The sequence below is a fragment of the Streptomyces sp. NPDC001941 genome, assembly GCF_040296945.1.
Taxonomy (GTDB): domain Bacteria; phylum Actinomycetota; class Actinomycetes; order Streptomycetales; family Streptomycetaceae; genus Streptomyces.
Genome location: NZ_JBEOYE010000051.1, coordinates 1 through 25,271 on the forward strand (window position 1 = coordinate 1; position 25,271 = coordinate 25,271).

The window sequence follows — 25,271 nt, forward strand, 5'->3', positions numbered from 1 at the left end:
TTCCAGCCCAGCGGGCGCATCCCGCGCGAGGCCGCGAGCTTGCGGCTGTACGGGGTGAACGCGCCGCCCGGGGCCCGGTAGTACATCGGCCGCACCCCACCGGACGCCTCGGTGATCATCCGCTCCGCGTCCAGGATCTGGCGCCGCTGGTAGTCCTGCGACTGCTTGTCCATGGCCGTGTCGTGCGACACCGAGTGGTCGCACAGCCGGTGACCCTCGGCCACGACCCGCTTCACGAGGTCGGGGTGCGCCCGGGCCTGCGTACCGACCATGCAGAACGTCGCCTTCACACCGAACTGGTCGAGCAGTTCGAGCATCCGGGGCGTCCAGCGCGGGTCGGGACCGTCGTCGATGGTGATGTTCACGCCGCGCGGGCCCGCCTCCGACGCGTGCGCGATCGACTCCGCCACCGGCACCGCCTTCACCACGGGCTTCCTGGCCGCCGGCGCGGCGGACTCCGCGTCACCGGCCTGTGCCGTCCACACCGACGCACCCGTCGCGAGCAGCGCGACGCCCAGCGCGGACCCCAGCACCTTGCCGTACCAACCCCGCCCACCGCTGTGCCGTGCCATGTCCGCCCCTTTACGCGTCTTCACTCAACTCCGGTCACTGTGCGACCACCTGAGTGGACAGGGAACGGACGCCGTTGGATGCCTCCGTTACGGATCACGGACAATTCCGGGGGAGTTCGCGGACATCTCGCGCCGGCCGGTTCAACCACCCCGCGGCTGGAAAGCCTCCAACTGGCCAAATGGGGAGGTATCTGTGCTATCCGTCATGATCGACGTGATGTGGGGACTCATCGCCCTGTTCGTACTGGCGTCGGTCACCGACTACGTCTTCCAGGTGCGCAAGTCCCGCACCGGCGGCCCCGACGCGCCGCGCCCGAGCCTGCGGGACGTGAGGGAGACGGTTGCCCTCGCCGTCGTCGCGGTGCTCGGCGTGCTCGCGACGCGTTACCTCTGGAGCCAGTGAGCGGGAGCCAGTGAGCCGCGCCCTGTGGACGCTGGGCGCCGGACGCGGCGTCACACGTTCGCGTAACCCGGGATGCTCGCCTTGATGCGCTCCAGCTCGCGCTCGTCGGAGACGCCCTGGAAGTCGTGGCGGGGGGTGTACGGGGCCTCCAGGCGGCGGGCCTCCTCGTCCGTGAGGTCCAGGTCGAGCGAGGCGACGGCGTCGTCGATCTGCTGGATCGTGCGGGCCCCGACGAGGGGCGCGGCGACGACGGGGTTGCGGCGCAGCCAGGCGAGGGCGACCTGGGCGCGGCCGACGCCGCGGGCCTCGGCGACCGCGCCGACCTCGTCGATGATCAGACGGTCGCTGTCGGCGTTCGCCTTGTAGAGCAGGTCGGCGAAACCACCGTCGGTGGCCGCGCGCGCCCCGGAGTTGGCCTCGTCGAAGGGGCGGGCGAGCCGGCCGCGGGCGAGCGGGCTCCAGACCATGGTGGCGACGCCCTCGTCGGCGCAGAGCGGGAGCATCTCGCGCTCCTCCTCGCGGGCCAGGAGGTTGTAGTGGTCCTGCATGGTGACGAACCGGGCCCAGCCGTTGCGCTCCTGGAGGTGGAGTGCCTTGGCGAACTGCCAGGCGTGCATGGAGGAGGCGCCCAGGTAGCGCGCCTTTCCGGCCTTGACCACGTCGTGCAGGGCCTCCAGGGTCTCCTCCAGGGGCGTGTCCGGGTCGAAGCGGTGGATCATGTAGACGTCGACGTGGTCGGTGCCGAGGCGGCGCAGGCTGGCGTCGATCTCGGCCATGATCGCCTTGCGCGAGAGGCCGCCGCCGTTGGGGCGGCCCGGGCGCATGGCGTGGCGGACCTTGGTGGTGATGACCACGTCGTCGCGGCCCGCGAAGTCCTTGAGGGCGCGCCCCAGGATCTCCTCGCTGGAGCCGTAGGAGTACATGTTCGCGGTGTCGAAGAAGTTGACGCCCGCTTCGAGGGCGTGCTTGATCAGGGGGCGGCTCGACTCCTCGTCCAGGGACCAGACGGGGTGGCCGCGGTCGGGCTCCCCGTAGGTCATGGCGCCGATGGCGATCGGGGACACGTCGAGGCCGGTGCGGCCGAGCTTGATGTAGCGCACGGGAAACTCCTGGGGCTCCTACAATGGGGACCGAGAGCAAGTGGAGAGCTCTCCGATTGACTCTTCGAAGGTAACGGAGAACTCTCCACTTCGCAATCGGACGCCCGCGCGCACGACCGGACCCGCAGTACCGAGGGATCCGCGTACGCACCACCGACCCCGCCCGCCCGCACCTGTACGCACGACCGGACCCGCCCGCACCACCGGAGGACCCATGCCCGACGCCGCCCGCCAGCGCTCCGACGCGCTCAAGAACCGGGAGGCGATCCTGCGGGTCGCCCACGACGCGCTCGCCGAGTCCCCGGACGCCTCGCTGAACTCGATCGCCAAGCGCGCGGGGGTCGGCCCCGGCACGCTCTACCGGCACTTCCCCACCCGCGAGGCGCTGATCCTGGAGGTCTACCGCAGCGACGTGGACCGCCTGGTCGCGTCCGTGCCCGACGTCCTGGCCGCGCACGCGCCGCTGGACGCGCTGCGGCACTGGTTCACCGCGCTCACCGGTTACGTACGGATCAAGCACGGCATGGGCGAGGCGCTGCACTCGGCGGCCGCCGCGGAGGTCATCAGCGCCTCCTGGCCGCCGGTGACCGAGGCCGTGCGCCGCCTCCTCGACGCGTGCGAGGAGGCCGGGGAGGTACGGGCCGGGATCGACCCGGTGGACGTGATCATGCTGCTGAGCTGCCTGTGGCGGACGCCCGGCACTCCGGAGGGCGCGGCCCAGGCGGACCGGCTGCTCGACCTGGCGATCGCTGGCTTGCGGCCGTAGGCCGAGGCCGGGTCGCCGACCCCCGCTCTCACTGCGGGGCGGGGGCCGCCCGGCCGGGCCCGGGCGGGCGAGGTCAGGCGCCGGGCTGGACCGGGCCGACGAGGGTGCCCCTGGCGACGGCGAAGCCTCCGTCCACCGACGACTGGCCGGGGACGGTGCCGCCGGGCGTCCTGAGCGTGAAGGACGCCCCGTCGGCCCGCGTGGTGCGGCCCAGGTCGGGGACCTGGATATCGAAGTGGACCGGGTGGCCCGGGCGGAGGACCGCCTTGGCGCGCTGGTCGCCGTAGTGGCCGGCGGTGACGTCGATCCGCTTGCCGTGCGCGAAGAACGCCACTCCGGTCGGGGAGCCGGACAGCGTGCAGGACGCGTACCCCTTGGGCGTGCTGAGCGTGACCCGGTAGTGCTGGTGTCCCGCGCTGGGGTGGTCGGCCTTGATCGTCGCCGTGTGGTTGGCCGGCCTGCACGCGGACGGAGCCGGTGCGGCGGACGGAGCCGACGCCTGGGCGGCTCCCGCACCGAGCGTGCCCACCAGGGCGGCGGCGGCGAGGGCGGCGACGGTCTTGCGGGTGGTGCGCATGGACTCTCCTTGTTTCGTTGCCAGGTGCGCAGGTGCGGGTGTGCACCGCTCAGGGATGTGCGGTGTGTGCGGGTGTGACGATTCGACGTCTTCCCGTACGGAGATCAACCACACCACCGTTCGAGGCAAATGTCCGGTAAACGCCGTCGGCTTCCGCGGGCGAACAAGGCATCCACCAAGGCATTTACCGCGGCGTCCACCACGGCATCTACGCCTGCTCGCCGAGCAGTTCGAGGAGGCGCTCCAGGACGCGCCCGTTGCTCGTGCGCAGCCCGTCGTGCTGGTACTCGTCGGTCAGCCAGGGCCGCAGGCCGCGGATGGTCCGGGCGGTCCCGAGCGACAGGTCACGGTCGACGTACATGTCACCGTCGTAGATCGCCGCGGCGACGGGCACGGTGTTCTCCCGCAGGCGGCCGGTGTCGTAGAGCGCGGGCCAGACCGGGCGTTCGGCGATCAGAGCGGCGGCGTCGCGGAACGGCCGCAGCGCCGGGTCCGTCTCGAACATCCAGGGGTAGGTCATCTCCCCGGTGAACAGCACGGGCGCGCCCGAGTCGAGCGCGGTCGCGGCGTCGAAGGCGGGGAACGCGCCCCGGACCCGCTGGGCCGACCAGCGCGTGGCCCCCGGCCCCTGCGCGTACGTGGCCTCGTGCAGCAGGTGGAACAGTGGCCCGCCGGCCGCGTCGGACAGTGCGTGGTCCGCCTGGAGCAGGAACGCGTCCGACAGTTCGGTCCCGCCGGTGAAGGGGTCTTCGAGCAGGTGGTGCAGGCGGAGGCTGCCGTCGGTGCCGCCCAGCACGTTCCCCAGGGACTGGAAGGCCTCGACGGTCAGGCGCCTGCCGCTCGGCAGCGTCACCCGCCGGTCGCGCAGGTGCCGGGCCACCGCCCGGGCCCGCTCCACGTCGCCCGGGAGCCGGTCGTAGTGCTCGGCGTTCCTGGCCGCGACCCTGGGGTACAGGGCGCGGTACACCTCGTCCGCGGTCGCGCCGACGCCCGGGAGTCCTCCGGCGATGAGGACCCGGGCGAGGCCGTGCGGGGCGAAGGACAAGTAGGTGGTCGCGCACAGGCCGCCGAAGCTCTGGCCCAGGACGCTCCAGGGCCGGTCCGCGGCGAGGACCCGGCGGATCGCCTCCGCGTCCCGCACGATCGCGTCGGCGCGGAAGTGCGACAGGTACTCCGCCTGGGCCCCGGGGTCCGGCAGCCGGGTCAGGACGCGCCGGTCGACGGGCGTGGAACGGCCGGTGCCGCGCTGGTCGAGGAGCAGCACGCGGTGGTCGCGGAGGGCACGCGCCAGCCAGCCCCCGGTGGCGTACGGGCGCGGACTCGCCGCGCCGGGGCCGCCCCCGAGGAAGAGCAGCCAGGGCAGCTCCCGCGCCGCCCGGCCCGCCGCCCGCACCTCGCGCGCGTACACCCGGATCCGCGGGCCGCCGGGCCGGTCGTGGTCGAGGGGGACGGTGAACTCGTGGTCGACGTGCACGGTGTCGGCGTCGCGGTACTCGATCGCTTCCCGGTGGTGGGCCGTCTCCTGGTGCTGGGTCATGCCGTCATCCTCGGGTCCCCGCGCCCGGTGGCCCAGCGGTTTTCGCGGCGGCGGGGTACGGGTGCGGTGCGCGCTCCTTGACAGGCGGCGCGGTGGCTTGGTTACGTGATCGCCACGCGCCGGACCGAATGGTCGGTCGGCACACGGGCGGTCGAACCCGGCGCCCGACGACCGGACAAGGTGGTGGTACCCGTGCCGGAATCCCCGGCGGAAGCCTCCCCGGCGGAGCGGATGTTCGCCGCGGACGAGGCGTCCCGGGCCCTGGGCATCGAGCTCGTCGAGCAGGGCCCCGGCTCCGCGACCCTCCGCATGGCCGTGACGGCCGCCATGGTCAACGGCCACGGCATCGGTCACGGCGGGTACGTGTTCCTGCTCGCGGACACCGCGTTCGCCTGCGCCTGCAACAGCCACGGGCCCGTCACGGTCGCCTCCGGCGCCGACATCACCTTCGTCACCCCCGCCCGCGAGGGCGACGTCCTGACCGCCACCGCCCACGAGCTGACCCGCTTCGGCCGCAGCGGACTGTACGACGTGACCGTCACCCGCGGGGACGAGGTGATCGCCCAGTTCCGCGGGCGCAGCCGCAGCATGCGGGGCACGGACGGCTGACTCTCCCGGGGGCCTCAGGTGCGGAAGTACGCGGAGGTACCACGAAGGCCCGGCACTCCCGTGCCGGGCCTTCTCCGCGCGAGTCCACCCCCGTGGGTCTCGCTCTGGTGGTGCCGTAGTCGTCAGGTGACCGCGCATCCCGAGACGGGCGCGACGCACCGCGCGTCCAGTGGACGGTCCGTACGCGACTCGCCGGCCGGTCCGTCCTCGTACGCCCTCTCGGTCGGCACAGGACGACGCTACGGTCGCGCGGGCCGGTGGGCGGAGGACCTGACGCGCCACGTGGGGGACCGAAGGCGCCACGTGTACGTCATCCGTCGCACGCGCCCCGCGTGACATGTCTCCTCGGGGTCGCCGCCCGTCGTACGCGACCCACCGCACGGCACCTGGCAAGCAGCCTGGGCGGGGTGGGGTTCTCCCCACCCCGAATTGACCGGCGGCCACCAGGGCCGTGCCCCGGGACCGCGGGATACGTTGCGTCGGCGGGCCTTCGGAACCGACGGCCGTGCGCGAGGGCGGGCGTGCGCCGACGGCTCCTCGTGCGCACCGCGCACGGGAACCGCTCACGGGACAGGGGAATCCATGCATCGCGCCGTCGGCGTTCCGGGACCGGGCGACCACGCGGAACGCCGGTTCCTCCTCCCGCTCGCCGGGCTGACCGGGCTGCTCCTCGCGGCGTTCTTCTTCGTGCCTGACGTGCTCGTCCGCACCCCGGTGGACTCGGACAGCGTCGGCGGGGCGTTCCGCCGGGCCTTCGTCCGCTACTGGGAGTCCGGCAGCGCCGACTTCGCGCGGGACCTCGACGGCATCGTGGACTTCTGGTTCCGCTACCACCTGGTGAAGGCGGTGGTCTCGGCGCTCCTGCTGGGGAGTGCGGTGGCCCTCGGCACGGTGATGCGGCGCCGCGGCCGGGCCGTGCCCCGCTCCCGTCCCCTGCGCGCGGCGTCGTGGACGGCCGTGGGACTGGTGGGGGCCTTCGCCCTGGTGGCCCTGATGGCCAACGTGCAGGGCGCGGCCGCTCCGTTCGCCTCGCTCCTGCCCATGCTGACGGGCGGGCACCAGGACCCGGCGCTCGCGAGCACCCTGGCCGACGTACGGTCCCGCTTCGACGGCGCACCGGGCTCGGGCGCCGGAACGCCCCCCGCCCTGGCGGTGATGACCGAAGACTTCGCCCTGTACCACGTGGTCCTGGCCGGCCTCGCCGCCGTCGTCACGCTGGTCCTCGGCGCGCTGACCGTCGTCCTCCTGCGGCGGCTTCGCCGACGCGCGCCCGGCACGTCACCCCGGGCCCTGGCCTTCGCCGCGGCGGGCTCCGCCGTCGCGGCGGCGCTGACGGCCGTGCTCGCCGTCGCCAACACCACCAACGCGGTCCACGCGCACCAGGGGCTCGCACTGTTCTTCAACGGCGGCTGAGCGCGCGTTCAACGCCCCGCGCCCGGGCGCCGGGACCCGCACGCGACCATTCGGGTGACATCCGGACTTCCGGGCAATCCTTCGCGAACCGCGCCCCGAATCCCCCGCAGATCGCCCGCGACGGTGCGGGCGCGAGGAAGAGATGGGGCGTGATGGGCGTACAGCGCATCGATACCCGGCTGCTGGACCAACTGAGCGAACAGTCACAGGACTTGAACAGCGACGCCATGCGCCTGACGCACGGCGGGCTGACCGGTGTGGACCGGTCCGTGTCCCGGGACGACATCAGGGCGCTCCAGACCGCCGCGTCCCTGGAGAACCTGGCCGTCAGCGTCTACCGGACCGCTGCCGGGCTGCCGTTCATCAAGAACGGCAACAAGACCGTCGCGGCGTTCATCGCCACGACCATCACCCAGCACTCGGCCCACGCGCGGGCCTTCAACGCCGCCGCGGTCAACGCGGGCGGCGCCGCGCAGATGTCGGTCAACCCGAAGTACGCGGCGGTCGTGAAGAAGGCGCTGCCCGGCATCAAGGGCCCCGCCGACGTGGTCGCGCTCGCCGTCACGCTGGAGGACGTCGCCACCCAGACGTACGTCAAGAACACCGGCGAGGTCCGCGACGTGCAGCTGCGCAAGCTGTTCGCGAGCGTCGCCCCCGTGGAGGCCCAGCACCGGGCGACCCTGCTCGCGGTGCAGGCGCTGCTCGGCGCGGGCCGGCCGGAGCTGATCGCGATCCCGACCGACGCCGCCGCGCTGCCCGCCGCGGCCGGTGCCGTCGCCTTCCCCCACGCGTTCTACCCGAGCCGGAACGCCTCTCCGGTCACCGAAGGAGCCGTCAAGTGAGCACCCGCCGCCAGGACGAGGACCTGCACATCAGCGAGCACGACCTGCTGCGGCTGACCCGCGACATGGAGGACGCCCACCAGTCGACGCTGCCCGCCATGCACGCGGGCACCGCGGACCTGGTCGAGGAGGTGCGCGCGACGGACGTGCGGCGCCGCGGGTTCCTCGTCGGCATCGGTGCCGCCGCCGCCGCGTTCGCGCTGGCCGGACGCTCCGGTACGGCTCCGGCGTACGCGGCCGAGTCGTCGCCGCTCGCCGCGCCGAGCCCGTACGTCGGGGACCTGAAGGTCGTGGCGCTCGCGGTGGCCCTGGAGAACCAGGCCGTCTGCGCCTACGGGGCCGCGCTCAAGGCGGCGAAGGCCGGCAAGCTCGGCAAGGTGCCGCCCGCCGTGGCGACCTTCGCGGTGACCGCGATGAACCAGCACGCCGCCCACGCCAAGGCCTGGAACGCGGTGCTCACCGGCGCCGGGCGCCCGGCGATCAAGGGCGTGCCGCTGTCCAACCAGGCCGCCACGCTCAAGGCGCTCGGCAAGGTCGACAGCGTCGCGGGCGTGGCCCGTCTGGCGCTCTCCCTCGAGGAGCAGGCGGCGCAGACCTACAGCTTCGCCACCACCCACGTCACCAGCCCGGCCGGGATCCGGACGGCCGCGTCCATCGCGCCGGTGGAGGCGCAGCACGCGGCGATCCTGCACTTCGTGCTGGGTGAGTACCCGGTGCAGGACACCTTCCTGCCGCTGGACAAGGCGGCGAGCCCGGCCCTGCTCACGGTCTGATCCGGGCCGACACCGTGCGGGCGGGCCCGCAGCGCCACTGCGGGCCCGCCCGTTCCCCCTCCTGGTCCCCGTCCCTCGTTCCTCTGCGCCGAAAGGCAGTTCAGCCATGCCCTTCCCGATCCGCAGGGCCGCGCTGGTCCTCGCGTCCTCGCTCGCCGTCCTCGCCCCCGGCGCCGCGAGCGCCGCCGGTCCCACTCCCCCGCCGCACCGCGCCCCGGCCCGCCTGGTGGTCGAGAACTTCGGCTTCAGCCCGGCCGTGCTCAAGGTCTCCCCCGGCCAGCAGGTGACCGTCGTCAACCACGACGACGCCCCGCACACCGTCACGTCCGACGGCCCCGCCGCCTTCGACACCGGCAGGATCGCCCCCGGTGGCACGGCCACGTTCACCGCGCCGGTGCGCCGCGGCAGCCACCCGTACGTCTGCGACATCCACCAGTTCATGTCGGGCCGCCTCGATGTCCGCTGACCGTACGGGACTTCGGCCACGCGTCGATCCGGCGGTCCTGCTCGGGCTGTTCCGCGTCGTCATCGGCCTGCTCTTCGCCTGCCACGGCGTGGCCAAGCTGTTCGGCGTGCTGGGGCACGACACCGTACCGGCCGGGCAGTGGCCCTACTGGTGGGCCGGACTGATCGAACTCGCCGGCGGCTCCCTGGTGGCCCTGGGGCTGTTCACCCGCCCCGCCGCGCTGCTGTGTTCGGGGGCCATGGCGTTCGCGTACTTCACCGAGCACCAGTCCCGCGGCCTGCTGCCCCTGCAGAACGACGGCGAGAGCGCGGTCCTCTTCTGCTGGTCCTTCCTGGCGCTGGCCGTCCTCGCACCCAGGGCGCTGTCCGTGCGCGCGGGCCGCGGTGCGCCTTCGAACTGACCGCGTGCCGGTCTTGGTCGCCCCCCTCCCACCCCCTGCTCCCCCTTCGCCCCGAACCCCAAGGAGTGGCCCGTCCATGCTGCGTCAGCTCGGACCCACCGAAATCCTCCTGGTCGTCCTCGCCCTCGTCCTCCTCTTCGGCGCCAAGAAGCTTCCCGACATGGCCCGTTCGCTCGGGAAGTCGGCCCGGATCCTCAGGAGCGAGGCGCGGGAGCTCAAGGGCGAGGCACAGGCCCCGAAGGGCGAGTCACAGGTCTCGAAGGGCGAGTCACAGGTCTCGAAGAACGGGGCACAGGCCCCGACGAGTGAGGCACAGGCCGTCGCCTCGCCGGAGCAGCGGCCCGGCCGTACGGGCGTGGCGCCCGGCGGGCTCGCCGGCCGGTGAGGGGGGCGGGCGCGGACCCGGAGGGCCGCATGCCGCTCGCCGGCCACCTGCGGGAACTGCGCGACCGGCTGGCGAAGGCTCTGCTGGCCGTCACCGCGTGCACCGTCGTCGCGGCCTGCTACAGCGAGCGGTTGGTGTCCCTGCTGCTCGGTCCGGTTCCCCGGTGCGCGCAGGGACGGCTCGGGCGGGGCGGCGCGTGTGCCGTGGTCGCCTTCCAGGACCTGATGTCACCCTTCGGCACGACGGTGAAGGTCTCGGTGGCCGCCGGGGTCGTGGCCGCCTCCCCGGTGTGGCTCTACCAGCTCTGGGCGTTCGTGGCCCCGGGCCTGCACCGGCGGGAGCGGCGGTACGCGTACGGGTTCGTCGCACTCGCCGCGCCGCTCTTCGCCGGGGGCGCCGTCCTGGCCTGGCTGATGCTGCCGGTGAGCATCCGGGTGCTGCTGAGCATCACCCCCGAAGCGGCGTCCAACATCCTCGCCCTCGACGACGTCCTGGACTTCGCCACCCGCATGGTGCTGGTCTTCGGACTCTCCTTCCAACTCCCCGTGCTGCTGCTGATGTTGAACGTCGCGGGCGTGGTGTCCGGGCGCCGCATGGCCGGTTGGTGGCGGGGCGTGGTGATGGGGATCCTGCTGTTCGGGGCCCTGGTGACCCCCACCACCGACCCGGTGGGCATGTGCGTGATGGCGGGCCCGGTGATCCTGCTGTACTTCCTGGTGGTGTGGGTGGCCCGCGCCAACGACCGGAGGCGCGCGAACCGGGACGGGCGGGACGGGGCGGACCTCGACCCGACGGCGTACGACGACGAGATCGCGGCGCTGCTCGACCCGGTCCCGGTCGTCGGTGCCTGAGCCCGCTCGCTCCGGCGCCCGGCGGCTCAGGCCCAGGGGTCGAAGGGGATCCCGCCGGGCTTGGAGTTGTTGAGGAGCTGGCGGAAGCGGTCGTCCTTGTCCGTGATCTTGATCGTGGCCGATCCGAAGTCCGCGTTCATCAGCCGGTCGCGCAGGGCGGTGCTCGGGTAGCCGTTCCAGTCGACCAGCGGGGGGTAGCGCCACGTGTGGTAGTGGTTCTCCGGCGGCTCGTCGTTGCCGTTGGCCAGCCGGAAGAAGTGGGTGCTCGCACCGTCCTTGTGGTAGACGGCCTTGGGGTGCGAGCCGTCGAAGCGGACCTGGGAGCGCGGGTAGGTCTTCACGGTGGAGTGCTGGGTCGTGGAGACGTAGTCCACCTGGTTGGACGCCTGGTTGACCCAGGAGATCACGTGCTCCCAGTCGTGGCGGTGGCCGCCGAGCCCGCTGCCGTGGACGGCCTGGTCCTTCTCGAAGTAGCTCGCGTAGACGATCCCGCACCAGCCGTTGTTGCACTTGGCGCGTGCGTACGTCTGGGAGTTGTCGAGGTCGGACTGGTCCCGGCAGCTGCCGTTGATCGCGCCCGTCGTGTTGAGGCCGGGGGCGAGGGTGCCGTCGGGGCCGATGGCGGGCGTGGCGTAGCAGCCGTCGCCGTCGTAGTCGTACGCGGGCGAGAAGGACTGCTCGTAACCCCCCGCGTTCTGCGGCAGGTTGTGCGGCGGCTCGGCGTGGGCGGTCGCGGCCGGGACGAGTATCGCCAGGGACGTGGCCGCCAGGAGTACCGAGACGCGGGAGGCCCGCTGGGCCAGGGAGGGGCGTTGCGGGGAGGGGCGCCGGGTGGGGTGTTGCGGGGTGGGGCCTTGCGGGGCGGGGGACTTGTTCGCCATGGTTCCTCGTCCTCACGGTGCGGCGGTGCGCGAAGGGGGGAGACGGAGCGGTGCGTTCCGAGCCTGCCGAAGCCTAGGGGACGGTGCCCGAGTGCGGTACCGGGCCGGCTGAGGCGGAGGTGAACGTTGGCGGACGGGTACCGGTCGTCGTGGTGGGCGCCGCCGTGACGGCGCCCGTCGGGGTCAGTGCGCGGCCGTCGGACCCACGGCGGCCGGACGCTCGGCCAGTACGTCGTCGAGCCAGTCGTGGACGCGCGCCATGGCCAGTCGCTGGGCGCCGGACTGGCAGTGCTCGGCGGCCCCTTCGGCCGCGGTGAAGACCATCAGGGTCTTCTCGCACTCCAGGTGGTCGTACAGCTTCTCCGGCTGCCCCTTGAAGAAGCCGTCGTCGTCGCCAGCGCAGACCAGCACGGGGCACTCGATCCGCTCCGCGAGGCCGTCGCGCAGGTGGTAGTCGAGGTAGGACGCGGCGAACGCGCGCGGGGTGGCGGCGCCCATGACGAACATGCCGTGCTCCATGGCCCACTTGACGGTCGGGCTGGCGGCCATGGCGGCCTCCAGCATCGCGTCCAGCTCCGGGTCCTGGGGCGCGCGCAGCCTCCGCTCGGCCTCCTCGCGGGGCATCGGGAGGTTGGCGGTGCTGATGTCCCCGAGGTCGTACACGCCGTCGAGGGCGACGACGGCGGCGATGCGGGAGTCGAAGGCGGCGGCGCGGGGGGCGAGGTAGCCGCCCATGCTGACGCCGAGGACGGCGATCCGCCGGGGGTCGACCTCGGGCAGGGCCGACGCGAAGTCGAGCACGGGCGTGACGACGTTCTCCCAGTCGGGGCGGAAGGTGAGGCCCTGGTGGTGGCGGGTGCCGGGCTGGCCGGGGCCGTCGAAGGCGAGGACGGTGTAGCCGCGCTCGACGGCGGCGGCCGCGCCGAAGAAGTACAGCTCCTCGGCCGTGCCGTCGAAGCCGTTGAACATGACGACGGTCGGGCGGCGGGTCGCCTGCGTCCCGGCTGCTCCCGCGTCGTCGGCGGCCGGTGCCGGGCGGTAGAGGTAGCCGGGCAGGGTCGTCCCCTCGTACGGGATGCGGACCGGCTCGACGGAGGGCGTGAGCAGCGCGGCGGCTTGGCGGAAGCAGTCGACCGAGGCGTCGTACGCGTGCAGGATCCGCGGGTCCTCGCTGTCGCCGTGCAGGAAGAACTCGGCGCTGCGGTAGTAGTTCGAGGCGCGCAGGAACCCGTCACGGGCGCTGACGCGGTGGCCGCCGGCCAGGGAGTCGCGCGCCTGGCCCGCGACGCGGTCGGCGGTGGCCAGCCACTCGTCGTGCCAGCTGTCGTAGTCGCCGGGGGTGATGCGCTGGGCGGTGGTGGCGACCTCGGCGAAGTCGGCGCCGCCGTAGGCGATGTGTCCGAGGACGCGCAGCGTCTCGTACCAGAAGGAGGGGTTGCCGGGGAAGAAGAGCGGCTCCATGACGGACTCCTGACTCATGCGACTCATGTGACCCACTGAGCTCACTGGGCTCACTGAACCCGCTGGCCCTAACGCAGTGGATTACTGCGTTAGGAATACGGTAGACCCGCGCCGCCGCAAACGCAATCGAGCACTGCTTTAAGGTGGTGGGTGTGAACGAGAACGAGACACCTCCGGCCCCGCGTACGACTCCGGCCGCGACCGCGGATCCGGCTGCGGCTCCGCCCGTCGCCCGGCGGCCCGGCGGGCGGAGCGCCCGGGTGCGCGCCGCCGTCCACCGCGCGGTCACCGAGCTGATCGCCGAGCGCGGCTACGGCTCCTTCGCGGTCGCCGACGTGGCGGCCCGCGCCGAGGTCGCCGACAGCAGCGTCTACCGCCGCTGGGGCAACCTGGAGGCGCTGCTGATGGACGTGGTGGTCAGCCGGCTCACCGAGGAGTCGCCGATGCCCGACACCGGCACGCTCGAAGGGGACCTGCGCGCGTACGCCGCCAAGGCCGCGGCCGACGTGTCCGGGGCCGACGGCCTGGCGCTGCTGCGCACCGTCGTCACGGTGCTGGCCGCCGGGGAGTCCGGCACGGAAGCCCGCGACCGGTTCCTGGCGGCCCGCTCCGAGCAGATCGAGTCCATGCTCGACCGGGCCCGCGCACGGGGCGAGTCGGCACCGGACGTGCTGGAGGTGGTGGACGTGGTGCTCGCGCCGATGTACGTCCGGGTGCTGTTCGGCGCCCAGACCCTCACGGCGGAGTACGTCGACGTCCTGGTGCGGCGGCTGCTGCGCAGGGGGTGAGACGCGGCACCGGGCCGGTCACGGGCGCCCGACGACCCGTGCGCCCGGTACCGCCCGTCACCCGCTGACGGCCGGTGCCGCCTGCCGACCCGTCACCCCTGCCACCGCCCGTCTCCCGGTGCCGCTCAGCGGCCGTTCGCGGAGAAGTGCTGGTAGTCCGGCATCCACCAGCGGCCACCCCACTCCCAGCCGACCTCCCGCATCGCCCGGCTGATCACGTCGCCCCGCTTGATCATGCCGGGCGCCTTCCGGCTACGGTCCAGGAAGCGGTGGCCCGCCGCGGGGTGGACCCGGCCGTGCACGTCCACGTACGGGTTCTCCAGGGTGTTGATGTCCACCGCGTCGCCGTACGCGTGCTGCGAGATGCGACCGGGATCGCCCGTCACGTCACGGCAGTTGAAGGCAGAGGTGTTGTCCGCCGCCATCGCCTTCTCGTCGTCCCCGCCGAACTCCGCGAGCACCCGCATCTGCCGGATCGGGAACTTCGCCGCGAACGCCTTGCCGAAGACGTGCAGCATCGGCCGCACCGCGGAGTCCCGCACCACCATCTCGCCCGTGTGGCGGCGCCCGTCGAAGCCCCAGTGGTCCATCGTGATCAGACGGAGCCGGCGCAGTGCCACCGGGCACCCCGGATGCCAGCTGCGGCCCAGCTTCGCCATGGGCACGGCACCGACCCGGGCCCGGAAGGCCGGAGCCGGAGCGGGAGCCGGGGCGGGAGCCGCGACGGGCGGGGGAACGGGACGGGCGGTCGCGGCGGCGGCCGGGCCCCCGGGCGCGCAGAACACCTGGAGCGCGGCGGTCGCCGCGAGGGCGGTGGCGTACGTACGAAGTGAGGTCACCGCACCTACCAAACCCGGTACCACCGCACCGACCGGTATGAAGAGCCGACCGCACGGCCAGGTTCACCCGATCGTCGGGCCCCGCCCGGACCGCGCGGGTGTCACGGTCACGCGGCAGCCCTTCGGACCGTTCGGGTGCGACCGGCCCGGTCCGGCCACCGTCACTCCAGGTACTCGGCGACCAGCGCCGCGAAGTCCTCCGGGGTCAGCACCTTCACGCCCAGCTGCTCCGCCTTGGCCGCCTTGCTGCTGAGCTTGCCGCCCGTGGCGGGGGCCGACACCAGGTAGGCGGTGTGCGCGGTGACGCTGTCGCTCGCCTTGCCGCCCGCCCGCTCGATCAGGTCCTTCACGCCGGTACGGCTCAGCTCGGCGAGCGGGCCGCTCATCTTGCCCGTCACCACCACCTTCATCGGCTTCCCTTCCTCGTCGACCAGCGGACCCTCCCCGGCGGCCGTGGTGTCGACGGGCTCGGTCATGGTGGCGCCCGCGGCGATCATCTTGTCGATGACGGGAGCGAGTTCGGCCAGGGCGGCGACGATGCCGGGGGCCTTCTCGGGGCCGATGCCCTCCACCTCCAGCATGGCCTCGACGTCCGCGGCCCGCACCGCCTCCATCGTCCGGAAGTGCGCGGCGATGCGCTGGCTCAGGCGGCGGCCGGTGTTGAGGATGCCCAGGGCGCACAGCTGGCGGCTGAGCGGCTTGCCCCGGGCGGCCCCGATCTGCTCGACGAGCTTGACCCCGCGCTTCTCGCTGCCCGCCGCGGTGGTGAGCGTGTCCAGGTCGAGGGTGTAGAGGTCGGCGATGTCGGTGACGGCCCCGGAGGCCACGAGCGCGTTGACGTACGTCTGGCCGAGGCCGTCGATGTCGAGGCAGTCGCGCTGCGCGGCGTACGTGATGAGGGCGGGCAGGCGGCAGGCCGCGCCCTTGACGCACCGCCAGCGCTCCTGGCTCTTGTCGATGTCGCTGCCGCAGTTGGGGCAGACCTCGGGGAAGGGCACCTCGACCGCGTCGGCCGGGCGCAGGCCGACGACCGGCGCCTGGACGCGCGGAATGATGTCACCGGCCTTGTAGACGGTCACGGTGTCGCCGAGGTGCAGGTCGCGGCGGCGGATGTCGGCGGGGTTGTGCAGCGTGGCGTACTCCACGGTGCTGCCGTCCACCTCGACCGGCTCCAGCTGCGCGCGCGGCGCGATCACCCCCGTACGCCCCACGTTCCACTCCACGGCGAGCAGCCGGGTGGTGCGCTCGACGGCGGGCAGCTTGTACGCGATCGCCCAGTGCGGGTAGCGCGAACCGAAGCCGGCCTTCTGCTGCTCGGCGGCGCTGTTGGCCTTGATGACCACGCCGTCGATGCCGAACGGCAGGGCCGGGCGCACCGCCTGGATCGCGTCGACCCGCGCCTGCGCCTCCTCCAGGGTGGCGACCACGCTCATGCCGTCGGCCTGGTCCAGGGTGGTGCGCACCCCGGCGGCGGAGACGGCGGCCAGGACCTCGGAGTGGAGGGCGTCGTCGGGCACGAACACCTCGCCCGGCAGGTTGACCGCGCCGTACGCCCAGAAGGTGAGCTCCAGCTTGTACGGGCGGTTCTTGGCCCGCAGCGTGCCGGAGGTGCCGTTGCGCGGGTTGGAGAACACCTTCTCGTTGTGCTCGGCGCGGATCACGTTGGCCCGCTCGAACTGCTCCTGGGTGAAGAGGACTTCGCCCCGGACCTCGAAGGTGTGCGGCGCCTCCAGGCGCTCGGGCAGGCCGACGACCTGGCCCGCCACGTGACTGATGTCCTCGCCGAAGCGGCCGTCGCCCCGGGTGATGACCCGCACCAGGCGGCCCTGCTCGTAGCGCCCGGCGATCGCCGCGCCGTCGAGCTTGAACTCGGTGGTGAAGCCGCCCTCGACGGGGCCGCCGAGCCGGCGCTGCAGCCCGGTGCCCCACTCGACGAGCTCCTCCGGCGAGAAGACGTTGTCCAGGGACAGCAGCGGCGTGGTGTGCGCGACGTCACCGACCGGAGCGCCACCGGCCGCGACCTTCTCCGTCGGGGAGTCGGGCGACAGCTCGTCGGGGTGCGCCCGCTCCCACTCGGCGATGCGCCGCAGCAACTGGTCGTACGTGGCGTCGTCCAGGACGCTCTCGGTCGCGAAGTCCCCGTCACCGCCGTAGTAGGCACGGGCCGCCTCGCCCACGCGCACGATGGCTTCCTGGTACTGGGCAGGGGTCGTCAACGCCGCAACGGCGGGAGTCGTGGTCATGGAGACCATCCTTGCCCATGGGTCTGACAATGCCCGGGAGGCGAGATGGGGGTGCCACTCGCCCGCGGTGCGCACCCCGCCGCGCACGGCCCCGCACGTCAGAGCGCCGGGCTGAACCGCCCCGTCCCCGCCACCTGGAGCAGGCCCAGTCGTTCCGCGGTGTCGCTGCCCGCCGGTGGCGTGTGCAGCACCACCCGCTGGTCGCCCTCCGGGGCCAGCAGTACCTGGCAGTCCAGTTCGACCGCGCCGATCAGCGGGTGCAGCACCCGCATGCGCGAGGCGCGGCGCACGGACACCTCGTGCAGCTCCCACAGGGCGGTGAACTCATCGCCGAGGCCCAGCAGGCGCTCCACCAGGCGCGTCGAAGCCGGGTCACCGCCGCGCCGGGCCACCGCGGCCCGCAGGTCGGCGACGTGCACCCGGCTGTGGTGCGCGTGCTCCTCCGGCGGGTACGCGGCGCGCTGGGCCGGGTCGGCGAACCACCGCCAGACGACGTTGCGCCCGTGCTCGGAGACCGTGCACACGCCCCCGAGGAGCGCTTCGGCCATCGCGTTCTGCGCCAGGACGTCACCGAGGTCGCCGAGCACCTGCACCGGCGTGCCCGGCATCTGGTCGAGCAGGTGCAGCAGTCCGGGGCTGACGTGATCCCCCGGCGCGCCCAGCGGCGGGCGGCGGCCCGCCAGGAGGTACAGGTGGTCGCGCTCGTCGTCGGACAGGCGCAGGGCGCGTGCCAGGGCCGCCAGCATCTCGGGCGAGGGGTGCGGGCCGCGCGCCTGCTCCAGGCGGATGTAGTAGTCGGCGGACATGCCGGCGAGCTGGGCGACCTCCTCGCGGCGCAGGCCGGGGGTGCGCCGCCGGGGTCCGGCGGGCAGGCCCGCGTCCTGCGGGCGCACCCGGTCGCGGCGGCGGCGCAGGAAGTCGGCGAGGGCGACGCGGTCGATCTTCATGCGGCCATTGTGCAGGGGGTGGTACCGCACGCTGACCGGGGCCCAGGGAGGGACTGCCGATCCCAGGGTGAGGAGGTCTCTCCCGGCGGTCGCGGCGCGGCGGCAGAGTTGCTCTGGCCGGGGCGGTGAAGCCCCCGGCGCCACCGGGGAAGCGTCCCCGGACCGTCCTCGACCACGCAGGGAGCACACCATGGCCACCGTCACCGTCGGCAGCGCGCAGGTCCACTACGACACGACCGGTTCGGGCCCCGCGCTCGTCCTGGTGCACGGCACCGGTTCGGGCGGGGCGGGCGTCAACTGGGGGCAGACGCTCCCGAAGTTCACGCCGCACCGCACCGTCATCACCCCCGACCTCTCCGGCGCCGACGCGACCGTCGACGACGGCGCACCGCTGACCGCCGAGGGCCTGGCCGCACAGGTCATCGCGGTCATCGAGGAAGCGGCCGACGGCCCGGTGGACCTGCTGGGCTTCTCGATGGGCTCGACCGTCGCCGCGACGGTGGCCGCCCTGCGCCCCGACCTGGTGCGCCGGCTGGTCCTGGTCGCGGGCTGGGCCCACACCGACGGCGACGAGTACCTGCGCAGCCTGTTCGCCCTCTGGCGGGACCTGGGCGCGAGCGACCCGGCCTCCTTCGGCAGGTCCGTCGCGATGACCGGGTTCAGCCGCGGCTTCCTCAACGCGATCGGCCGCGAGCAGTTCGAGGCGCTGATCCCCAACATGCCGCCCACCCCCGGGACCCTGCGCCACGTCGACTACGACCTCACCGTCGACATCCGGGACCTGCTCCCGCGCATCGAGGCGCCCACGCTCGTCGTCGGCGGCACCCAGGACATCACCGTCCCGGTCGAGCACAGCCGCGCGCTGCACGCGGCGATCGCGCACAGTGCGTACGCCGAGATCGACGCGGGGCACGTGATGTTCTTCGAGAAGGAGGACGAGTTCGTGAAGCTGGTGACCGACTTCACGGACGGGGAGTTCACGGACGGGGAGTGACGTGGCCGACCGGCGGCACGCCCGTCCCCCGCTCCCGCGCCACCGCCCCGTCAGGCGTCCACGTGCAGCGCGAAGCCGGAGCGACCCGTGCGCTCCAGGCCCGGCTTGAGGTGCAGGGAAGGGATCTCGTAGTCGCCGAAGTTCTGGCGGCGGAACGGGATCGGCGCCGTCTCGTCCAGCGTCCGCAGGCGCTCCTGCCAGGCCGCCGCCACCGCCGGGTACTCCTCGGCGGTCATCCGGTCGGTGCCGTACAGGACGAATGGCGGGAGCACCTCGATGCCCGGGTAGTAGAGGATGCCGTGCTGGATCGGGAACAGCAGGTCGTCGATCGGCCCGTTGATGCCGCGCGCCGAGTAGTGCGACTCCGGGCCGCCCGTGGTGACCGAGAGCAGCGCACGCTTGCCCGCGAGGGTGCCCTCGCCGAAGCGCTCGCCGTACTTGGTGTCGCTGTGCTCGCCGACCCCGTACGCGAAGTGGAAGGTGAACACCCGGTCCACCCAGCCCTTCAGGATCGCGGGCATCGAGTACCACCACAGCGGGAACTGGAAGATGACCGTGTCCGCCCACAGCAGCTTCTCCTGCTCGGCGCGCACGTCCGCGCCCAGCGTGCCGGCGTCGAAGGCGCGGCCCGAGTCCCGGGCGACCTGGAGGGGGCTGGAGGCGTCGGGGCCGTAGTCGTCGGCGTCGACGGCCGCCTTCCACTTCATGGCGTACAAGTCGCTCACCCGCACCTCGTGCCCGGCCTCCTCCAGCGTGGAGACGGCGAGGTCCTTCAGCGAGCCGTTGAGGGACTCGGGCTCGGGGTGGGCGTGGACGATCAGGATCTTCTTCGGCGACTGCGGGGTGGAGGACATCAGGATTCTTCCCATCGGGTGTCGGGACCATCGGGCGTGAGGGCCACCGGGCGTCGGGACCATCGGGTGACGGCCACCGGGTGTGAGGGCCACCGGCTGTCGGGACCATCGGGTGTCGTGCGTGCGGTGCGCGGCCGGGGAGCCGGGGCTCCGCCGCCGGGCTCCGCGTCCCGGACCGGCCGACACCGATTCTTCGCCGCGCGGCCCGCGCTGTTCAGGGACGCCTCGACCATCGGTCCGGACTTCCTGGTACCGGCAGGACCACCCTCACCCGCTCCCGGCGGCGGGCCCGCGCCCATACTGGGAGCCATGGACGATCTCGCGGGCTTCCTGCGCACCCGGCGTTCCCGGGTGGACCCGGCCGCCGCCGGCATACCCACCGACAGCCGCCGCAGGGTGGCGGGGCTGCGCCGCGAAGAGGTGGCGCACCTGTCCGGTGTCAGCGTCGACTACTACGTACGCCTCGAACAGGGCCGCGCCACCCAGCCGTCCGAGCAGGTCCTCGACGCGCTCGCCCGCGTCCTGCGCCTGGACGGCACCGAGCGCGAGCACCTGTCCCGGCTCGCCGGGCAGCGCCGCCACCGCGCGAGGACCCCGGGCAACCGGGTCAGGCCCGAGCTGCTGCGCGTGCTCGAACTCACCGTCGGCGCACCCGCGCTGATCACGAACCACCGCATGGACGTGCTCGCGGGCAACCGCCTCGCCGGGCTCCTCTACGGACGCGCGCTGCCGGGCCTCAACACCGCGCGGCACATCTTCCTCGAAGGGGAGGAGCGGGGGCTGTACGCGGCCTGGGAGTCGTGCACCCTCGACGTGGTCGGTCACCTGCGCCTGTCGGCGGGCAAGTACCCCGACGACCCCGGACTCGCCTCGCTCATCGGCGAGTTGTCGATGGGCAGCGAGCGGTTCCGCCGTCTGTGGGCGCGCGCGGAGGTACGGGCCCGCACCCACGGCCGCAAGTGCTACCAGCACCCGCTGGTGGGGCTGCTCGAACTGCACCAGGAGAACTTCTCGCTGCCCGACGACTCCGGCATGGAGCTGATCGTGCTGTCGGCGCCTCCCGGCAGCGCCACCGAGGACGGGCTGCGCCTGCTCGCGTCGCTCGGCGCCGACGCCGACGACGCGCGTACGACGGCGGAGGGCGCCTGTAAGGCGGCGGACGGTGCACGTCCCGCAGTGGACGGTGCGCGTACGGAAGCGGACGGCCCCGCGCGGAGGTGACGGCCGACGGCGCGCGGCCCCTGCTCACTCCGCAGGCCGGCCGACGGACCGTCAGGAGTCCGTCAAGACTCCGCCGGAGGCCGTCCACGGCCGCGGTGGCCGACTAGGGTCGCCGCATGAGCCGACCCGTCGGACGGATGGCCGCCGACCACCGGGTGCGCCGCGCTTGCGTGACGCTCGCGGTCGGTGCCGTGGCCCTGTGCGCCGCGGGCACGGCGGACGCCAACATCTGGCTGCTCGGCGCCGGGGCGTGGCTCCTGATCGCGGCGGTCCTCCTTGAGCTGGTGTACCGGCCCTGAGCGCCTGCCGCGGCCGCCGGTCCCGGCGTCCGTGTCCGCGTCCGCGTTCGCGCGGAATGCACTCGGCCCGTCGCGGTCGGATCGGTACGATCGCCACGGCGGCGGGTGTAGCGCAGAGGTCGACGCGCGCGGTCTCCACAACTGCGAGGACGCCGGTTCGAATCCGGCCACCCGCCCCCGGGCGCACGGGTCGTGTGATCCCGTACGCCACCGGTTCCCCGACCGGCCCTCAGCACCCCGTCCGCGGCGCCGTGGGGTCCGCCGGGGCGCGGCTGAGCAGGTCGGCGCAGGCGTCCACCAGGCGGTCGACGTCCCGGGCGTCGGTGGCCGCGCCGACCGAGGCGCGCACGGAGCCCTGGGCGTGGCTGCCGAGCAGCCTCACGTACTCGTCGACGTCCGCGGGATTGCCCCGGGCCAGTGCGCGCCGGACCTCGTCCGGGCCGAGCGCGTTGACCTGCTCGGCGACCCCGGGGTTGCAGAAGCAGCCGGTGCGCACGCTGACGCCCGCGGCGGCCGTGGCCTCCTGGCAGAGCCGTTCGTCGAAGCGGGTGCCGTCGGGGCGCAGCAGGTCGAAGGCGACGGTGGGGCCGCGCCGGGCGGCGCCGGAGGGGCCGAGGACGCGGACCGCGGGCGTGCCGTCGCGGTGCCGCAGGGTGGCGAGCCCGGCCAGGAGCCGCTCGGTGAGGGCGGTGGTGTGGCGGTGCAGGGCGTCGTGGCCGATGCGGGTGTGCCACCGCACGGCGGCCGTGACGTCGGGGAGGCTGAGGAAGGGCGGCGTACCGTCCTCGAAGCCCTCGGGGGGCGGGGCGGGGATGTACCAGTTCTGGTGGGAGGTGGCGGCGCGTACCGTACCGCCCGCGAACCAGGGGCGCCTGAGCTCCGCGAGGGCGTCGTGCCGGGCGATCAGGGAGCCGACGCCCGAGGGGTATCCGGTGATCTTGTACCAGGACAGCGCGACGAAGTCGGCCGGTACCCGGGCCAGGTCGAGGCGGCCCGTGGGGAGGTGGGCGGCGGCGTCGAGCAGGGTGCGCCAGCCGCGTCGGTGCGCCAGGGACACCCAGTCCAGCGGATGGCGCACGCCGGTGGTGTTGGACTGCGCCGGGTAGCAGAACAGGCCGGGCCCGGCGCTCCGTTCGGCGTCGTCCAGGCAGCCGGTCACCCGCTCGGTGCGCGTGGTGAGGTCGGCGTCGAGCGGTACGACGGAGGTGCGGGCCCCGGCCCGCTCGGCGTAACTGCGCGCGCCCAGTACGGAGTTGTGGTCGTCGCCGAGCAGGACCAGCGGGCGGTCGGCCGCGAACGGGAACGCCTCGGCCACCAGCCTGATCGCGGCGGTGGCGTTGGGCGTGAAGACGACCGTGTACGCGTCGGGCGGCGCGCCGCAGAAGGCGAGGACCGCCTGGCGCGCCTCCTCGACCAGCCGGGTCGACGCCATGGAGGTCGGGCTCGCGCTGTGCGGGTTGCCGAACGCGCCGCCGCCCAGCCGCTCGGCGTGCCCCCGCACGAGCGACAGCGGGGGCAGCGCGGCGCCGGTGTAGTCGAGGTACGCCTGTCCCGTGGCGTCCAGGTAGGGGAATTCGGCGGCCCGCAGGCCGTCGACGGTACAGGGGCCGGTGTCGTCGGCCGAGCGGGTTAACGAGTCCTGGGGCATCGCAGTGGTCCTTGGTGTCCTCTTCGGTGCGGGCGTCGCGCACGGCAGCGCAACGTCCTGACCTGCCAGAGTACGTCCAACGGACCTGCGGGCACCGCCCCTTGCGCGAGCCGCCGGACCCCCGCCCGGACGGCCCGGGGCACGGGGCCGGGACGGTCAGGCCTTGACCGGGGCCTTGGTGCCCGCTTCCTTGACCAGGCGGTCGCCTTCGGAGAGGGACTCCCAGAGGGTCCCGTCGATGCGGGCCTTCTTGGTGGTGCCGTCCTGGAGGCGCACCTCCACGTAGTGGTAGAGGCTGGAGCCGTCGGTCATGCCGCGGGACTTGTCGACGACGACACCGTCCCAGACGTCTCTTTCACGCACTTTGTGGGATTTGAACATGCTTCCACGGTAGCCCCGGCCCCGATCCCGCGACCATCCTCCGCCGGGACGAAAACGGGATGAGTCGGCCTCCACCCTGCGGTGCACCGGCTCCTCGGGGCCATCCCCGGGACCGCCCTCAGGCCAGCGAACCGCCCGTGGCGTCGATCCACTGCCCCGTGACCCAGCGCCCGTCGTCCGAGGCCAGGAAGGCCACGACGTCCGCGATGTCCTCGGGGGTGCCGACCCTGCCCAGCGCCGACATCGCGGCGGCGCCCGCCCACGCCTCGGCGTCGTCACGCAGCCAGTCCGCGTTGACGTCCGTGTCGACGATGCCGGGCGCCACCGCGTTCACGGTGATCCCGCGCGGGCCCAGGACCTTGGAGAGGTAGCGGGTGAAGACGTCGAGGGCGCTCTTGCTCATGGCGTACGCGATCGCGTCGGGCATCATCGCCGCGCGCGAGAGGCCCGTCGAGACGTTGACGACGCGTCCGCCGTCGCGCAGCCGGTCCGCGCCCGACTGGGCCAGGAAGAAGGGCGCCTTGGTGTTGACCGCGAAGATCCGGTCGTACTCCTCCTCGCCGATGCCCGCGAAGGAGTTGGCCGCGCCGATGCCGGCGTTGTTGACCAGGACGTCGAGCCCTTCGGCGTGGGCGTCGAAGGCGCGCCAGAGCGCTTCGGCGTCCCCGGGGACGCCGAGTTCCTGCCGCAGCGCGAAGGCGGAGCCGCCCGCCTCCTCGACGGCGGCGACGGTGCGCGCGGCCGCCCCGGCGTCGCTGCCGTAGTGCACGGCGACGCGGGCGCCCTCGCGCCCGAGCCGTTCGGCGATGGCGCGTCCGATGCCCCGGCTGCCGCCCGTGACCAGTGCCGTCTTGCCCGTGAGCGTGCCCATGGCGATGTCCCCCGCTTTTCTGTAGTGCTTGTTACGGAACTGATGACGACCCTAGCCCATGTTCTTTATCGCTCGCTACAGAAATGGTGAAGGGTGCCGCGCGCGACCGGTCTGCCACACTGCTCCGCCATGGACACGTCTGCGCGCACCGGCCGCCACGGCCACCAGGACGCCCGTACCGACCGGGCCGTCGGGGCCGTCCTGGGCTCCGCCGTCGGCGACGCCCTCGGCGCCCCCTTCGAGTTCGGACGGCCCGGCGGCTACCGCGCGCGCTTCCCGGACGGCTCGGGCGAGATGTGCGGGGGCGGCGGCTGGGACCCGGGCGAGGCCACCGACGACACGCAGATGGCCGTGCTCGTCGGGGAGTCACTGCTCGAACGCGGCGGCCTCGACCTGCCGGACGTCTTCGACCGGTTCCGGCGCTGGGCCGCCGCGGAGCCGAAGGACATCGGGCTGCAGACCGAGGCCGTCCTGGGCAGCGGCGACCCCTGGGACCTGGCGGCCGCGCTGCACTTCCAGGTCAACTCCCGTGCGGCGGGGAACGGTTCGCTGATGCGCGCGGCCACGTCCGCCGTGTACTGCGCGGGCGCGGGGCGCTCCGCCACCATGGACGCCGCCCGCCGCCTCGCCGCGCTCACGCACGGGGACCGCGCCGCCTGGGAGGGCACGGCGGTCCTGCACGAACTGGTCCGGGTCGCGCTCGACGGTGACGACCCCCTGGCGGCGGTGCCCGCGACGCTGGACGCGGTCCACGAGGACCACCGGGCGCGCTGGGCGGTGGTCCTCGCCCCGGACTGGCACCCTGACCTGGCCACGGAGTTCAACGGCGCCGTCTGGCCGTGCCTGGGCTCGGCGCTGTGGGCGGTGCGCACGACCGGTTCGTTCGAGGCGGCGCTGGGCGCGGCGGTCGACCTGGGCGGTGACACCGACACCGTGGCCGCGGTGACGGGCGCGCTCGCGGGCGCGGTGTACGGCGCGGGGGCGGTCCCTCACCGCTGGACCGCCCCGCTGCACGTACCGCTCCCGGGCTTCGGCGACCGGGTGCTCGACGCGATCGCCCTTGCGGAGCTGGGGAGTTCACTGCTCGCCGCCGGGGACCCCGGGCGGGACGCGCCGTGACGTCCGCCCGGATCTCCGGACCGGCCTGTCG

Annotated in this window: 28 protein-coding genes and 1 tRNA gene; 16 read left to right on the plus strand and 13 right to left on the minus strand. The window is 73.5% G+C overall.

The genetic code is table 11. The features are described from left to right. Positions 1 to 572: polysaccharide deacetylase family protein (locus ABT160_RS29000; RefSeq protein WP_351650825.1), on the minus strand; the 572-nt coding region annotated here is incomplete at its 3' end. Between the two features lie 205 nt (positions 573 to 777). On the opposite strand from ABT160_RS29000, the gene ABT160_RS29005 reads away from it, so the two are divergent. Beyond that, positions 778 to 975, plus strand: a complete 198-nt coding sequence (locus tag ABT160_RS29005) for a hypothetical protein (protein ID WP_351650826.1) — start codon at positions 778 to 780, stop codon at positions 973 to 975. A 50-nt stretch (positions 976 to 1,025) separates the two neighbouring features. Here the strand turns inward: ABT160_RS29005 and ABT160_RS29010 are convergent, their stop codons facing one another. Beyond that, positions 1,026 to 2,075, minus strand: coding sequence for an aldo/keto reductase (locus ABT160_RS29010; RefSeq protein WP_351650828.1), 1,050 nt, complete (start codon positions 2,073 to 2,075; stop codon positions 1,026 to 1,028). Between the two features lie 214 nt (positions 2,076 to 2,289). Between ABT160_RS29010 and ABT160_RS29015 the strand changes: the two genes are divergently transcribed. After that, a complete protein-coding gene (locus ABT160_RS29015; protein ID WP_351650829.1) occupies positions 2,290 to 2,841 on the plus strand; it encodes a TetR/AcrR family transcriptional regulator in 552 nt (183 codons plus the stop codon). Positions 2,842 to 2,914: 73 nt separating this feature from the next. Here ABT160_RS29015 and ABT160_RS29020 read toward each other — a convergent pair whose 3' ends face one another. Both ABT160_RS29020 and ABT160_RS29025 read right to left on the minus strand, forming a co-directional pair. After that, the gene (locus ABT160_RS29020; protein WP_351650831.1) at positions 2,915 to 3,418 is read right to left on the minus strand and encodes a DUF4232 domain-containing protein; all 504 of its coding nucleotides are present in this window, start codon (positions 3,416 to 3,418) and stop codon (positions 2,915 to 2,917) included. 208 nt (positions 3,419 to 3,626) lie between these two features. After that, positions 3,627 to 4,955 (minus strand): alpha/beta fold hydrolase, encoded by a 1,329-nt coding sequence (locus tag ABT160_RS29025; RefSeq protein ID WP_351650832.1) that lies wholly within the window; start codon positions 4,953 to 4,955, stop codon positions 3,627 to 3,629. A 231-nt stretch (positions 4,956 to 5,186) separates the two neighbouring features. On the opposite strand from ABT160_RS29025, the gene paaI reads away from it, so the two are divergent. The 8 genes from paaI (at position 5,187) to tatC (ending at position 10,694) form a co-directional block, all read left to right on the plus strand. After that, positions 5,187 to 5,564, plus strand: a complete 378-nt coding sequence (gene paaI / locus ABT160_RS29030) for a hydroxyphenylacetyl-CoA thioesterase PaaI (RefSeq protein ID WP_351650885.1) — start codon at positions 5,187 to 5,189, stop codon at positions 5,562 to 5,564. A 582-nt stretch (positions 5,565 to 6,146) separates the two neighbouring features. After that, positions 6,147 to 6,977: a tat (twin-arginine translocation) pathway signal sequence gene (locus ABT160_RS29035; protein WP_351650833.1), complete on the plus strand. Its 831-nt coding sequence runs from the start codon at positions 6,147 to 6,149 to the stop codon at positions 6,975 to 6,977. A 152-nt stretch (positions 6,978 to 7,129) separates the two neighbouring features. Continuing rightward, a complete protein-coding gene (locus ABT160_RS29040) occupies positions 7,130 to 7,819 on the plus strand; it encodes a ferritin-like domain-containing protein (RefSeq protein WP_351650886.1) in 690 nt (229 codons plus the stop codon). After that, a complete protein-coding gene (locus ABT160_RS29045; RefSeq protein ID WP_351650834.1) occupies positions 7,816 to 8,592 on the plus strand; it encodes a ferritin-like domain-containing protein in 777 nt (258 codons plus the stop codon). Before ABT160_RS29040 ends, ABT160_RS29045 begins: the two co-directional genes overlap by 4 nt. Positions 8,593 to 8,698: 106 nt before the next feature. Then, a complete protein-coding gene (locus ABT160_RS29050; protein WP_351650835.1) occupies positions 8,699 to 9,058 on the plus strand; it encodes a cupredoxin domain-containing protein in 360 nt (119 codons plus the stop codon). Then, complete coding sequence (locus ABT160_RS29055) at positions 9,048 to 9,458, plus strand: DoxX family protein (RefSeq protein WP_351650836.1); 411 nt, start codon at positions 9,048 to 9,050, stop codon at positions 9,456 to 9,458. The genes ABT160_RS29050 and ABT160_RS29055 overlap by 11 nt, the downstream gene beginning before the upstream one ends. 76 nt (positions 9,459 to 9,534) lie before the next feature. Continuing rightward, the gene (gene tatA / locus ABT160_RS29060; RefSeq protein ID WP_351650837.1) at positions 9,535 to 9,843 is read left to right on the plus strand and encodes a Sec-independent protein translocase subunit TatA; all 309 of its coding nucleotides are present in this window, start codon (positions 9,535 to 9,537) and stop codon (positions 9,841 to 9,843) included. 29 nt (positions 9,844 to 9,872) lie between these two features. Next, positions 9,873 to 10,694: a twin-arginine translocase subunit TatC gene (tatC, locus tag ABT160_RS29065; protein WP_351650839.1), complete on the plus strand. Its 822-nt coding sequence runs from the start codon at positions 9,873 to 9,875 to the stop codon at positions 10,692 to 10,694. A gap of 26 nt (positions 10,695 to 10,720) precedes the next feature. Here the strand turns inward: tatC and ABT160_RS29070 are convergent, their stop codons facing one another. Both ABT160_RS29070 and ABT160_RS29075 read right to left on the minus strand, forming a co-directional pair. Next, on the minus strand, positions 10,721 to 11,575 hold the full coding sequence (locus tag ABT160_RS29070) for an NPP1 family protein (RefSeq protein ID WP_351650840.1): 855 nt from the start codon (positions 11,573 to 11,575) through the stop codon (positions 10,721 to 10,723). 183 nt (positions 11,576 to 11,758) lie between these two features. Then, the gene (locus tag ABT160_RS29075; protein ID WP_351650841.1) at positions 11,759 to 13,054 is read right to left on the minus strand and encodes an alpha/beta hydrolase family protein; all 1,296 of its coding nucleotides are present in this window, start codon (positions 13,052 to 13,054) and stop codon (positions 11,759 to 11,761) included. 242 nt (positions 13,055 to 13,296) lie between these two features. Here ABT160_RS29075 and ABT160_RS29080 point away from each other — a divergent pair, with 242 nt between their 5' ends. Further along, positions 13,297 to 13,824: a TetR/AcrR family transcriptional regulator gene (locus ABT160_RS29080; protein WP_351650888.1), complete on the plus strand. Its 528-nt coding sequence runs from the start codon at positions 13,297 to 13,299 to the stop codon at positions 13,822 to 13,824. A 125-nt stretch (positions 13,825 to 13,949) separates the two neighbouring features. Here the strand turns inward: ABT160_RS29080 and ABT160_RS29085 are convergent, their stop codons facing one another. The 3 genes from ABT160_RS29085 to ABT160_RS29095 form a co-directional block, all read right to left on the minus strand. Beyond that, positions 13,950 to 14,663, minus strand: coding sequence for a M15 family metallopeptidase (locus ABT160_RS29085; protein WP_351650842.1), 714 nt, complete (start codon positions 14,661 to 14,663; stop codon positions 13,950 to 13,952). Between the two features lie 161 nt (positions 14,664 to 14,824). Next, positions 14,825 to 16,906, minus strand: a complete 2,082-nt coding sequence (gene ligA / locus ABT160_RS29090) for an NAD-dependent DNA ligase LigA (protein ID WP_351650843.1) — start codon at positions 16,904 to 16,906, stop codon at positions 14,825 to 14,827. 98 nt (positions 16,907 to 17,004) lie between these two features. Beyond that, positions 17,005 to 17,853 (minus strand): helix-turn-helix transcriptional regulator, encoded by an 849-nt coding sequence (locus tag ABT160_RS29095; protein ID WP_351650844.1) that lies wholly within the window; start codon positions 17,851 to 17,853, stop codon positions 17,005 to 17,007. A gap of 190 nt (positions 17,854 to 18,043) precedes the next feature. Here ABT160_RS29095 and ABT160_RS29100 point away from each other — a divergent pair, with 190 nt between their 5' ends. Beyond that, positions 18,044 to 18,847, plus strand: coding sequence for an alpha/beta fold hydrolase (locus ABT160_RS29100; protein WP_351650845.1), 804 nt, complete (start codon positions 18,044 to 18,046; stop codon positions 18,845 to 18,847). 50 nt (positions 18,848 to 18,897) lie between these two features. On the opposite strand, the gene ABT160_RS29105 is transcribed toward ABT160_RS29100, so the two are convergent. Then, complete coding sequence (locus ABT160_RS29105) at positions 18,898 to 19,701, minus strand: NAD(P)H-dependent oxidoreductase (protein ID WP_351650846.1); 804 nt, start codon at positions 19,699 to 19,701, stop codon at positions 18,898 to 18,900. Positions 19,702 to 20,010: 309 nt separating this feature from the next. Here ABT160_RS29105 and ABT160_RS29110 point away from each other — a divergent pair, with 309 nt between their 5' ends. The 3 genes from ABT160_RS29110 to ABT160_RS29120 all read left to right on the plus strand — a co-directional run bounded on the left by ABT160_RS29110 (position 20,011) and on the right by ABT160_RS29120 (position 21,397). Continuing rightward, positions 20,011 to 20,922, plus strand: coding sequence for a helix-turn-helix transcriptional regulator (locus ABT160_RS29110; protein ID WP_351650847.1), 912 nt, complete (start codon positions 20,011 to 20,013; stop codon positions 20,920 to 20,922). A 116-nt stretch (positions 20,923 to 21,038) separates the two neighbouring features. Continuing rightward, positions 21,039 to 21,221, plus strand: a complete 183-nt coding sequence (locus ABT160_RS29115) for a hypothetical protein (RefSeq protein WP_351650848.1) — start codon at positions 21,039 to 21,041, stop codon at positions 21,219 to 21,221. Between the two features lie 101 nt (positions 21,222 to 21,322). Continuing rightward, a tRNA-Trp gene (locus tag ABT160_RS29120) sits at positions 21,323 to 21,397 on the plus strand. 53 nt (positions 21,398 to 21,450) lie between these two features. On the opposite strand, the gene ABT160_RS29125 is transcribed toward ABT160_RS29120, so the two are convergent. From ABT160_RS29125 to ABT160_RS29135, 3 genes are all read right to left on the minus strand, one after another. Then, complete coding sequence (locus ABT160_RS29125) at positions 21,451 to 22,869, minus strand: aminotransferase class V-fold PLP-dependent enzyme (protein WP_351650849.1); 1,419 nt, start codon at positions 22,867 to 22,869, stop codon at positions 21,451 to 21,453. A 156-nt stretch (positions 22,870 to 23,025) separates the two neighbouring features. Next, positions 23,026 to 23,250 (minus strand): DUF7489 domain-containing protein, encoded by a 225-nt coding sequence (locus ABT160_RS29130; protein ID WP_351650850.1) that lies wholly within the window; start codon positions 23,248 to 23,250, stop codon positions 23,026 to 23,028. Between the two features lie 118 nt (positions 23,251 to 23,368). After that, entirely contained in the window at positions 23,369 to 24,121 is a 753-nt protein-coding gene (locus tag ABT160_RS29135) for an SDR family oxidoreductase (RefSeq protein ID WP_351650851.1), read from the minus strand. A gap of 129 nt (positions 24,122 to 24,250) precedes the next feature. Between ABT160_RS29135 and ABT160_RS29140 the strand changes: the two genes are divergently transcribed. Further along, positions 24,251 to 25,240, plus strand: coding sequence for an ADP-ribosylglycohydrolase family protein (locus ABT160_RS29140; RefSeq protein WP_351650852.1), 990 nt, complete (start codon positions 24,251 to 24,253; stop codon positions 25,238 to 25,240). Positions 25,241 to 25,271: the final 31 nt, after the last annotated feature.

Coding starts and splice junctions, on each gene's coding strand:
- ABT160_RS29100 (WP_351650845.1), top strand. CDS start 18,044: ATGGCCACCGTCACCGTCGGCAGCGCGCAGGTCCACTACGACACGACC.
- ABT160_RS29005 (WP_351650826.1), top strand. CDS start 778: ATGATCGACGTGATGTGGGGACTCATCGCCCTGTTCGTACTGGCGTCG.
- ABT160_RS29025 (WP_351650832.1), bottom strand. CDS start 4,955: ATGACCCAGCACCAGGAGACGGCCCACCACCGGGAAGCGATCGAGTAC.
- ABT160_RS29115 (WP_351650848.1), top strand. CDS start 21,039: ATGAGCCGACCCGTCGGACGGATGGCCGCCGACCACCGGGTGCGCCGC.
- paaI (WP_351650885.1), top strand. CDS start 5,187: ATGTTCGCCGCGGACGAGGCGTCCCGGGCCCTGGGCATCGAGCTCGTC.
- ABT160_RS29125 (WP_351650849.1), bottom strand. CDS start 22,869: ATGCCCCAGGACTCGTTAACCCGCTCGGCCGACGACACCGGCCCCTGT.
- ligA (WP_351650843.1), bottom strand. CDS start 16,906: ATGACCACGACTCCCGCCGTTGCGGCGTTGACGACCCCTGCCCAGTAC.
- ABT160_RS29050 (WP_351650835.1), top strand. CDS start 8,699: ATGCCCTTCCCGATCCGCAGGGCCGCGCTGGTCCTCGCGTCCTCGCTC.
- ABT160_RS29020 (WP_351650831.1), bottom strand. CDS start 3,418: ATGCGCACCACCCGCAAGACCGTCGCCGCCCTCGCCGCCGCCGCCCTG.
- ABT160_RS29070 (WP_351650840.1), bottom strand. CDS start 11,575: ATGGCGAACAAGTCCCCCGCCCCGCAAGGCCCCACCCCGCAACACCCC.
- tatC (WP_351650839.1), top strand. CDS start 9,873: ATGCCGCTCGCCGGCCACCTGCGGGAACTGCGCGACCGGCTGGCGAAG.
- ABT160_RS29140 (WP_351650852.1), top strand. CDS start 24,251: ATGGACACGTCTGCGCGCACCGGCCGCCACGGCCACCAGGACGCCCGT.
- tatA (WP_351650837.1), top strand. CDS start 9,535: ATGCTGCGTCAGCTCGGACCCACCGAAATCCTCCTGGTCGTCCTCGCC.
- ABT160_RS29035 (WP_351650833.1), top strand. CDS start 6,147: ATGCATCGCGCCGTCGGCGTTCCGGGACCGGGCGACCACGCGGAACGC.
- ABT160_RS29075 (WP_351650841.1), bottom strand. CDS start 13,054: ATGAGTCAGGAGTCCGTCATGGAGCCGCTCTTCTTCCCCGGCAACCCC.
- ABT160_RS29110 (WP_351650847.1), top strand. CDS start 20,011: ATGGACGATCTCGCGGGCTTCCTGCGCACCCGGCGTTCCCGGGTGGAC.
- ABT160_RS29105 (WP_351650846.1), bottom strand. CDS start 19,701: ATGTCCTCCACCCCGCAGTCGCCGAAGAAGATCCTGATCGTCCACGCC.
- ABT160_RS29055 (WP_351650836.1), top strand. CDS start 9,048: ATGTCCGCTGACCGTACGGGACTTCGGCCACGCGTCGATCCGGCGGTC.
- ABT160_RS29135 (WP_351650851.1), bottom strand. CDS start 24,121: ATGGGCACGCTCACGGGCAAGACGGCACTGGTCACGGGCGGCAGCCGG.
- ABT160_RS29130 (WP_351650850.1), bottom strand. CDS start 23,250: ATGTTCAAATCCCACAAAGTGCGTGAAAGAGACGTCTGGGACGGTGTC.
- ABT160_RS29015 (WP_351650829.1), top strand. CDS start 2,290: ATGCCCGACGCCGCCCGCCAGCGCTCCGACGCGCTCAAGAACCGGGAG.
- ABT160_RS29095 (WP_351650844.1), bottom strand. CDS start 17,853: ATGAAGATCGACCGCGTCGCCCTCGCCGACTTCCTGCGCCGCCGCCGC.
- ABT160_RS29040 (WP_351650886.1), top strand. CDS start 7,130: ATGGGCGTACAGCGCATCGATACCCGGCTGCTGGACCAACTGAGCGAA.